The organism is Helicobacter sp. T3_23-1056 (genome assembly GCF_053654535.1).
This window is the reverse complement of sequence record NZ_JBSIUU010000051.1, coordinates 1-6107: the sequence shown is the minus strand read 5'-3', so window position 1 is coordinate 6107 and position 6107 is coordinate 1. Positions and strand designations below refer to the sequence as shown.

Genomic DNA, 6107 nt, shown 5'->3' with positions numbered 1-6107 from the left:
GCTTTGATTTTGCGTTGAGTAGCTTTTTTGTGCTTGTTGCTCGCTTTGACTTGGGCTTGGGGGGCGTGTGGCTTCGTGGGCTATACAGCTAGCGATAGTGTCTATGCAGTCATCTTTGCGAAATGGCTTTGTGGGGTTAAAGCTAAGTAGTTCTTTTTTGATTTGGCTTAAGCCTCGCGCAGTGGCTAAAAATACTAGCCCCCCTGTGTTGTAGTAGGGTCGCAGGGCTTTGATTTTTTCTACCTTTTGCACTTTTCGGCTTGGGGTGTAGCATTCTACTTGATTTTTGATTATGTCTTTGCTAGCTCTTTTTAGCTCGGCATTTACGCGGATTATTTCTTTTTGGAGTAGTCGCTCTAGTGTTAGCCCTCCGCCATCACTTTCAATAAACACTTTTGCACTTGGGCTTAAAAGCATAAATTCAATAATGTGGCTTATAGTTTGCTCCTCGCTAAAGATTCCATAAATACAATCTTTTAGCACATAGCGTTCTTTTAGCTCGCTATGATTTTCTACGCCGATTAGACTTATCGCGCGATTATCCGCGCTCTCTTTTACGCTCATTGCATTATCTACAAAGATATAGTCATTTGTCTTGCCTACTTCATAGCTTGGGATTATTTTAAAATAGCATTCCTCAAAGTAGCCCGCTTCACTCACTAGCGGTTCTTGCAAATACTGCGTGCTAAACTCATCATTTCCCATTTGCAGTCGTAGATTTTCTAGCTGTGTCTTGGTGTGCTTAGCGGGGAATAAAGGCTCGCCCTTAGCCCTAAAATAGCTAAAATCCCCCATTTTATAGGTTTTATCCTCGTTTTCTAATGCTTTTAGGCTAAAAACTTGCCATTGATTTATGATTTCATCACTAAAATGCCTAGAATCTAGCAAAAATCCGCATAAATCCTCATCGCCTAGCCTTTGCATCAAAATCGTTATGTTGCTTTGCGTGTTTTGCAAGCGGGATAAAACGCTCTCTTTAAAATTTTGCTTTACGGCTTCTCTCTCTAGCCTGCTAGACATTCCGCTTACTTTTATGGGGTCATCGATAAAGATGGAGTCCGCGTGAAAGCCCGTTATCGCGCTTTTTAGTGTCGTTACAAAAAGTCCTCCGCCCTCTTTTAGCACAAATTCTGCGCTGTTGTCTTGCAAAAATTGCGGTGGCGTGCTAAAGACATTTGCCCAAAAGCTAGATTTTAGCAAATCGCGCACTTGGTTTGAGATTTTTCGGCATAGCTCATCGCTGTAAGAAATGTAAATGATTTTTCGCTTGCGATTTTGCCCTAAAGCCCACGCGATGAAACTTCTAGCAATGGTTTCAGTCTTGCCATAACTTGGTGGCATATTGATTATCGCTCGTGTGATAATCTCTCTTTTTGGCTCATCTTTTTTGGGTGGCAAGGTGTTTTCTAAGATTTTAGAGAGATAATCAAAATGCCAGTTATCGTTAAAGGTCGCTTTGTTGTAATGTTGCCATTTTTGGAGTAAAAAGGCTTTAAAATCAAGCCTTGCTAACTCTCTTTGTGCCTGTAAAACTAAGGCTTTTTGAGTTAGTAAGGCGTTTTTTGTGGCTTTTTGCGGGGTTTGTAGCGGGGGTTTTTGTGCTAGCTCGGCTTTTTTAGTCATAAGATTCTCTTACAAAAACCGCGCTTAAAGTCGTTTTTGCACTCCCTAAAAAAGATTTTGCAAAAAGCGACTTTAAGCACAAACTACAACAAAACTACAAAATGCTGGCTACACTTCATAGTCATAAGTTGTTGGCAGGGCAAATTCTACGATTAGGCTAAATTCGCCCTGTGTGAGTGGCTTGCTAGGCAATACTACTACTTCGCTTCGCTCTTTTGTGATGGTTTTTACACTAGATGTGTGCGTGCCATTTGCTGCCAAAGAAATATCATTCAAAAACAAATCTTGGCTAGCATTTAGCCCGACATCTAGCGTGGCATCTGCTTGGCTAGGTTTTGTTACAAGCAAAGTTACTCCCAAAATCACGGCATCACTTGGCAAAATCGCCGCGATTTTTGGCGTAGCAGTAGCAAAATCGCTAAAGCTAAATTTTGGAGTTGCGACATATTGAAATTTTCTTACTTTTTGTTTCATTTGTTGTCCTTTTTTGTGGATTTTTGGATAATTCCCCCTGCGTAAAACGCGGGGGGTTTTAAGCGGGCTACTCTAGGCTAGAGGCAATGCCGATTATGCCTATGTCTTTGTCGTGTAGGTATGCCCAGCTATCACTTGCGCTCATATCAAATCGCCCTTTTGCAATCGTTAGCACTCTATCAACCGCTATGCCTGTCTTGCGTCCGTAGTCGCGTTTTTCAAAAAGCACGCGTGCTTGAGGTGTGCCAACAGCCAAAAGCGCGTTTGCACCGACAAGATAGCCCAAACTTACAGGCTGTGTGCTTGCATAAGCACTTGGGGCAACGATTTTGCTATGATTTTGCAAGTTTAGAGAGTTTTTAAACTCTGTGTCGTTTGTTTGGCTATTTGGTAGCCCGACTTGGTCAGCCGTCCAAACTCCCATATCAAGCACAGGGCAACCATCAATCACGCCTACAAGCCCTGTGAAAAAGCCTGCATCAAGCCCTTTGTTTGTGGTTAGGGCTTTTTGTGCTTCTATCCATTCGGGGTCTTTTTTGATTTGCTCTACTTGGTAGGTGTCAAGCAAAATCAAGTATGAGAAAATATCTTGCTCCACGCCTGCGATGGTTTTTGTAGTCATTCTTGTGGGCTTTATGGTGCTAGCCTTGCCGTTTTTGTAGTCGATTCCTGTTTTTGCCATAAAAATCGCTCTACGCAACGCCGCTACGCTTAGCGTGTCGCCTTTTACGATAGCTTTGCAGGCTTCTGCTACGCTAGCTTTGGTGTGTGATTCTTTCACGCCCTTTGTGGCATCGCTTACAACGATATTGCTTATATCATTTGCAAGCGCTGCGACAATGCTACGATTGACTTTATCCACCATCCAGCTTTTTAGGCTTTCAGTCGCTTCTTTTGCAAAATCGATATTATTCATCAAAGAATAAAATTCAATGTCGCTATTTAAGCTGTTGCCGATGACTTTGGGGAAAAGCGTTGTAGCAAAAATTTCCATTTTATCGACATTGCTATCAAAGTCCGCATTTCCCTCTACGCCATCACCTAAAAGCCTTTGTTTGATTCTAGGGCGGTAAGGTGCGCTAGATTTTACTTGAAAACTTCGCAAAGCGCGGTTTTTGCCTCTGCCTAAAACCGCTTCGATTTTGCACTCTTTCCAGTAGGCTTTTTCGATTTCTTTGGCGATTTCTATACTAATATTTGGATTTTCAATCCAATTTCCGCTTTCTACATTTGGCATTGTTGCTCCTTTTTGTTAAGTTTGATTTTAAAACCTATCCATAGGCATAGGCTCGTTGCTTCCGCTCATATCTGCTTGCTTGCTTACGCCTTGAAGTTGTGCGGGTAGCTCCTCTGGCTCTTGTGGGGCTTGTGGCTCGCCCTGTGTGCTTGTGTAAAACTCATAAAGTTTTTCAAAAAACGCTCGGGGGTCTTCCTCTGCTTTTAGCGCGTTTGCTATGCGTGGAGGCACTTCGTTTTCTAAAAACTCCATTAAAGTGGCGATGTTAGCTTCGGGGTGTGCGGCTTGAAACTCTTGCGCGGCTGCTTCGATGCTAGCTTGCTCATTTTTAGAGTTTATAGAGTTTGTTAGCTCTTGCGCCCTCTCAGCTTTAGAGCCGATATTTTCTTTTATCCACGCATTTTGCAAGGCAAAAACGCGCTTTATAAAGCCCTCTTTGTCCTCAAAGTAAAGCTCATCATCGGCTTCGTTTAGCTGGCTAGCGATAGTTTTAGCGCATTCGCCCTCGATTGCTTCCTCGCTTTGTGCTAGCTCATTTTGCAGAGTTTGTAGCTCGGCTAGCTCCCCGCTGGTATCATAAGGATTTGGCGGGGTGGGCTCTGCTTGTTGCAAGTCATCGTTTTCAGGCATTTTGCCCTCCTTTTCTAAAAATTAAAAAAACTTTGCGATTTTTGCAAAAAATGTGAAAAAAAATAAAGTGGCTAGTTTTTTTTAAAAATGCAAAAATCTTAAATGCTAAAAAACAAAAGAGAATCCCAAAAAAAGCGGGCTTGTAGTGTTTGCTTGCGGTTTTTTGTGGCGTTTTTAGGGTTTTTTGCTTCTTGCAAAGTGTCGATTAGGATTCTTGCTTGCAGGGATTCTAGCAAGTTGCGTTTTATTTTAGCTCTAAGCACGGGATTTGCCCTAGTGATTGCCTTAGCTCTTTGTCGCGCTTTAGGATTTCTAGCAAAGAGTGATAGATGGCATTAAAATCTTGCAAATTTGGCGTGATTTCTTTTGGCATTTCATATTGGCATTTCATAGGCACGGGGATAGAAACCTCAAAAGGCACTAGCACTTCTTTTTCTACCACCCTAGCACAGCCTGCAAAAATCGCCACCGCGACAATAACGACCAAAAAGTAAAGCAAAAAAGCTAAAAAACCGCATAGCGCGGAGGTGTAAAGTCGGTTTAGCCGTGTTTTTCGTGTGTGTTGTCGCTCATAGTGGCGTTGGCGTTTTTTCATTTGTTTTTCCCTCATTTTTGGTGTTTTTGTGCGGGTTTTTGCGTGCTTTTTGTTTGCTTTTAGTGTTTTTTGGCTAGATTTTGGTTTTTTGCATTTTTTAAAATTCTTAGTAAAACTTGCATTGCGTTTGCCACGCATTATCTGATTCACTTGTTTTGTTTAGCAAGTCGCTTATGTTGCTTAATTCGCGTGAAAATTCACTAGCGTAGAATTTCACTCGTTGCAAATTGTTTTCATTTGTTTCGATTTGAAAGATTCGCTCCAAAATCCCATAAACTAAAAGTTGGCAAAAGCTATCATCTAGCGCGATTTCATCGCTTGCCCGCTTTGCAGGCTTATAAAAGCTAGCCCAAATTTCTATGATTCCATCTTGCTTTGCGGGGCTTAGGGCGTATTCTTTGGGGCTTATGGGGTAAAGCGTGGTGCTTTTTGGTGGGTTTGCTATGATTTGGGCTTGCGGTTTTAGGGGGATTTGTGCGCCGTTGTAAGTGGCTTTTATGATGCAGGCTGGCAAAAAAGGCAAAATAATGGTTTGTTTGGTGGGGGTTATGATTTTTGCGTGCTGTAAAATGTTGATTTTTAGGGCTTTTATGACTTTTATGGCGGTGTCATTTAGCGCATCGATTAGCTCGGCATCGCTAAAGCTCACGCCACCTTTTGCAGTGTAGCTTGTATCTCTTAGCCTGCTTCGCACTCGTAGTAAAATATCTTGTGTTTTCATTGCTGCTTCTTTTTGTCATTGCGAGCCGTGCTTGCACGGCGTGGCAATCTAGTTTTTTGTCATTACCAAAAATCGCGCTTGCGTGATTTTGAGCAATCTAGTTTTTTTTGTCATTGCGAGCGGATTTTGAAAAAATCCGCGTGGCAATCTAGCTTGCGTGGCTGTGGCAACCTAAAATCCCCTCCCTTTGCGGAGGGGGCTTTGGCGTGGGTTTTGCCATCGCAAACTATGTGTTTGCGTGGCAAATCTAGTTTTTTGGTATTTTTAGATTTTTGGTAGCAGTGGGCAGAATCGCACTGCCAAAACATAGCTTATGGGGCTAGTCTAGGACTTCCTACACTGCGAAATATTGCACTGCATAAAATCGCACTGCTAAAAAGCATTTGCACTAAATCGCGCGCAAAAAAGCTGGGGGACTTTTTTGCGCGCTTGGGGTTTTAATCCCATTTACAAGGAGAGTGTCAAGTGGCGCAAAAAGTGTGCGTGGCTTTTTGCGTCTTTCCGCTTTTGGCGTAAGCGGGCTTAAAAATCCCCGTCCAAAAAATCCCTTTTCATTTTTAAGCGTGATAATTTTTGCAAAATTTGTGATAAAAAATAAAGTGGCTAGATTTTTTAGATTTTTGTTTTGCGTGGATTTTCGTCATTGCGAGCAAATGCGACTTTGTAAAAAGTAGCATTTGCGTGGCAATCTACAATTTAATATAAACAAAATAGATTGCCACGATATTGCAACTTTTTTCAAAAGTTGCAATATCTCGCAATGACGACAATGTAAAATCTTGCAATGGCAGGATTTCCCCCTCCCTTTGCGGAGGGGGCTAGGGGGT

The 6107-nt window shown here is 42.2% G+C and carries 9 protein-coding genes; 1 reads left to right on the top strand and 8 read right to left on the bottom strand.

Annotated elements, in window-relative coordinates; translation table 11 throughout:
• From ACWIUO_RS13275 to ACWIUO_RS13240, 8 genes are all read right to left on the bottom strand, one after another.
• Positions 1–1623: hypothetical protein (locus ACWIUO_RS13275; RefSeq protein WP_454178368.1), on the bottom strand; the 1623-nt coding region annotated here is incomplete at its 3' end.
• Between the two features lie 108 nt (positions 1624–1731).
• Entirely contained in the window at positions 1732–2097 is a 366-nt protein-coding gene (locus tag ACWIUO_RS13270) for a hypothetical protein (RefSeq protein ID WP_454178367.1), read from the bottom strand.
• Positions 2098–2164: 67 nt separating this feature from the next.
• On the bottom strand, positions 2165–3334 hold the full coding sequence (locus tag ACWIUO_RS13265; RefSeq protein ID WP_454178366.1) for a DUF4043 family protein: 1170 nt from the start codon (positions 3332–3334) through the stop codon (positions 2165–2167).
• Between the two features lie 27 nt (positions 3335–3361).
• On the bottom strand, positions 3362–3964 hold the full coding sequence (locus ACWIUO_RS13260; protein ID WP_454178365.1) for a hypothetical protein: 603 nt from the start codon (positions 3962–3964) through the stop codon (positions 3362–3364).
• A 98-nt stretch (positions 3965–4062) separates the two neighbouring features.
• The gene (locus tag ACWIUO_RS13255) at positions 4063–4227 is read right to left on the bottom strand and encodes a hypothetical protein (RefSeq protein ID WP_454178364.1); all 165 of its coding nucleotides are present in this window, start codon (positions 4225–4227) and stop codon (positions 4063–4065) included.
• A complete protein-coding gene (locus tag ACWIUO_RS13250) occupies positions 4209–4709 on the bottom strand; it encodes a hypothetical protein (RefSeq protein ID WP_454178363.1) in 501 nt (166 codons plus the stop codon). Before ACWIUO_RS13250 ends, ACWIUO_RS13255 begins: the two co-directional genes overlap by 19 nt.
• The gene (locus tag ACWIUO_RS13245; protein ID WP_454178362.1) at positions 4666–5280 is read right to left on the bottom strand and encodes a hypothetical protein; all 615 of its coding nucleotides are present in this window, start codon (positions 5278–5280) and stop codon (positions 4666–4668) included. Before ACWIUO_RS13245 ends, ACWIUO_RS13250 begins: the two co-directional genes overlap by 44 nt.
• Positions 5281–5390: 110 nt before the next feature.
• Entirely contained in the window at positions 5391–5588 is a 198-nt protein-coding gene (locus ACWIUO_RS13240) for a hypothetical protein (RefSeq protein ID WP_454178361.1), read from the bottom strand.
• Positions 5589–5738: 150 nt separating this feature from the next.
• Here ACWIUO_RS13240 and ACWIUO_RS13235 point away from each other — a divergent pair, with 150 nt between their 5' ends.
• On the top strand, positions 5739–5954 hold the full coding sequence (locus ACWIUO_RS13235; RefSeq protein ID WP_454178360.1) for a hypothetical protein: 216 nt from the start codon (positions 5739–5741) through the stop codon (positions 5952–5954).
• Positions 5955–6107 lie beyond the last annotated feature (153 nt).